This is a genomic window from Lysinibacillus sp. GbtcB16, assembly GCF_019091145.1.
In the GTDB taxonomy this organism is placed as follows: Bacteria; Bacillota; Bacilli; order Bacillales_A; family Planococcaceae; genus Lysinibacillus; species Lysinibacillus fusiformis.
The window spans coordinates 1-1713 of record NZ_JAGXJV010000050.1 but is presented as its reverse complement, the minus strand read 5'-3'; the positions used below and the strand labels follow the sequence as shown (position 1 = coordinate 1713).

Below are 1713 nucleotides of genomic sequence, written 5' to 3'. Positions count from 1 at the left end.
TTCAATCCAAAATTATTCTCAGTTACATCTTGTTTATGAACATCTAAGACTCTTTTATTTACTGGCATTTGTAAATAAATATATGTATACAACGGTAATAATACTTTAGGGATTTTCCATCCTAAATTAAGTTCCTCAGATAATTTATCTTTAATATCTTGAGCTTGAGTATTATCCACTATTCCCAATCTTTCATATAAAATCTCTATTCCTTCTTGTCCTTCATAAAAAAATTCTTGTTGAAGTTGATTATCTACATTTTCTGTATTTTTTATATAGTGATAAATATTACAGTAAGCCTCGTTTAATAAAATCATTTGCACATCTTTAGCAATATCATTTTTTAATTTTTCATATTCTCGATTGCTTAAAAACTTCTCATTTTCAAAAAAGTATCTTAAATAAAATTGTATATATTCTTCATTTTTTAAGTTAAAATAATATCCTTTACTCTTTTCTTTCCATAGACAATCATTTCGTTCGAAGACACCATCAATTTCAAATTCTTCAAGAAAATCACTTTCCTCCGATGATTCATCGTCCTTTTCAACATCCTTATTAGAAAAATAATGTTCTAATTTATCAAAAATCCTTTCAGAGATTAACTCTGCTAAAGCTTCTAAATTTTTATCTTTAATTTCTTCGCCTTTCATTGAAGTCATCCTCCGTTCAAGATGTTCAACCATTTTTATAAATTTCAAAATAAGAAAAAAGGGATAATTAGGATAATTATAGTACGTAAAATAACCCTTGTGAACATTAATTATTAGCTTGAACTCACTGAACATACACCCCTATCATAAATATCCATTTTTTTCAACCCACCCTTACTTTATTATATTTTTAAAGTTAAATTATTACCCCATTTCTAAGAAAAGAATTAAAAACTATTATTTAGTTAACTGATTCAGAAAAACCAAATAAAGGAGATAATAATTATGACTAATGAAAATATAATTGAAGAATACTTGAAAAAAAGCTCAGACCCGAGATCAGGAATAAAAGCTATTAATATAGCTGAAAATAACGCTGTGGTAAATGGCGTTAGTAATAAACCTATTAAGACTCATGTAGCTCTTTTATATTTCAAAAACTCAGATAAGAAAATTTTCTCAGGACATATTATCAACGAAGCTTTAAACGCATCCGGAGAAGATAGCGCAATTGTAATTACCGACTGTAGGAAAAAAGATAAAATTAAAATTTTAATAGCAACTGAATCTGAACTCATTAAATTGAAGCGCAAAACAAAATTCAATTCAGAAGAGTTATTCATTTTATATTGGGAATACGGATCTCATTCATTTTTAACGTTAGGATTTAAAGGTCTTACAGATGATTACCTTATATTAAATTCTATTTTTGGAGATGATGATTCTACACAACAAAGCAACAGATTTATAGTTCAAAGCCTTTTACCTGATCACGAGGCAAAGCTATTTAACAATCTACTTTCAAAACATTTTTCAATGAAAATCGGTGAAAATGATGCTTAATATCCGTACTAAAACAAAAACAGGCTTTGAATATTCTTGTATAGATGACAACAGATTATCCTATACAAAAATCAATTTACCAAAGAAGCCATCATTAAAAAACTATATAATAACTGATTCAGATATAGATCATATCGAAACTATTAATAATACGTTTTTTGAGACATCTAATGAAGAAAAAATGCCCCTGAAAGTTTCTAAGCAACCTTCTATTTCC

At 27.3% G+C, this 1713-nt stretch carries 3 protein-coding genes; 2 read left to right on the top strand and 1 reads right to left on the bottom strand.

Annotated features, from left to right (window positions below; translation table 11 throughout):
• Nucleotides 1–653 (bottom strand): hypothetical protein (locus KVT27_RS23130; protein WP_217582020.1); only part of this gene is annotated, 653 nt, incomplete at its 3' end.
• Nucleotides 654–938: 285 nt separating this feature from the next.
• On the opposite strand from KVT27_RS23130, the gene KVT27_RS23125 reads away from it, so the two are divergent.
• Together KVT27_RS23125 and KVT27_RS23120 are read left to right on the top strand one after the other, a co-directional pair.
• Nucleotides 939–1496, top strand: coding sequence for a hypothetical protein (locus KVT27_RS23125; protein ID WP_139893479.1), 558 nt, complete (start codon nt 939–941; stop codon nt 1494–1496).
• A partial coding sequence (locus tag KVT27_RS23120; RefSeq protein WP_217582019.1) for a hypothetical protein occupies nt 1489–1713 on the top strand: 225 nt, incomplete at its 3' end. The genes KVT27_RS23125 and KVT27_RS23120, both read left to right, overlap by 8 nt.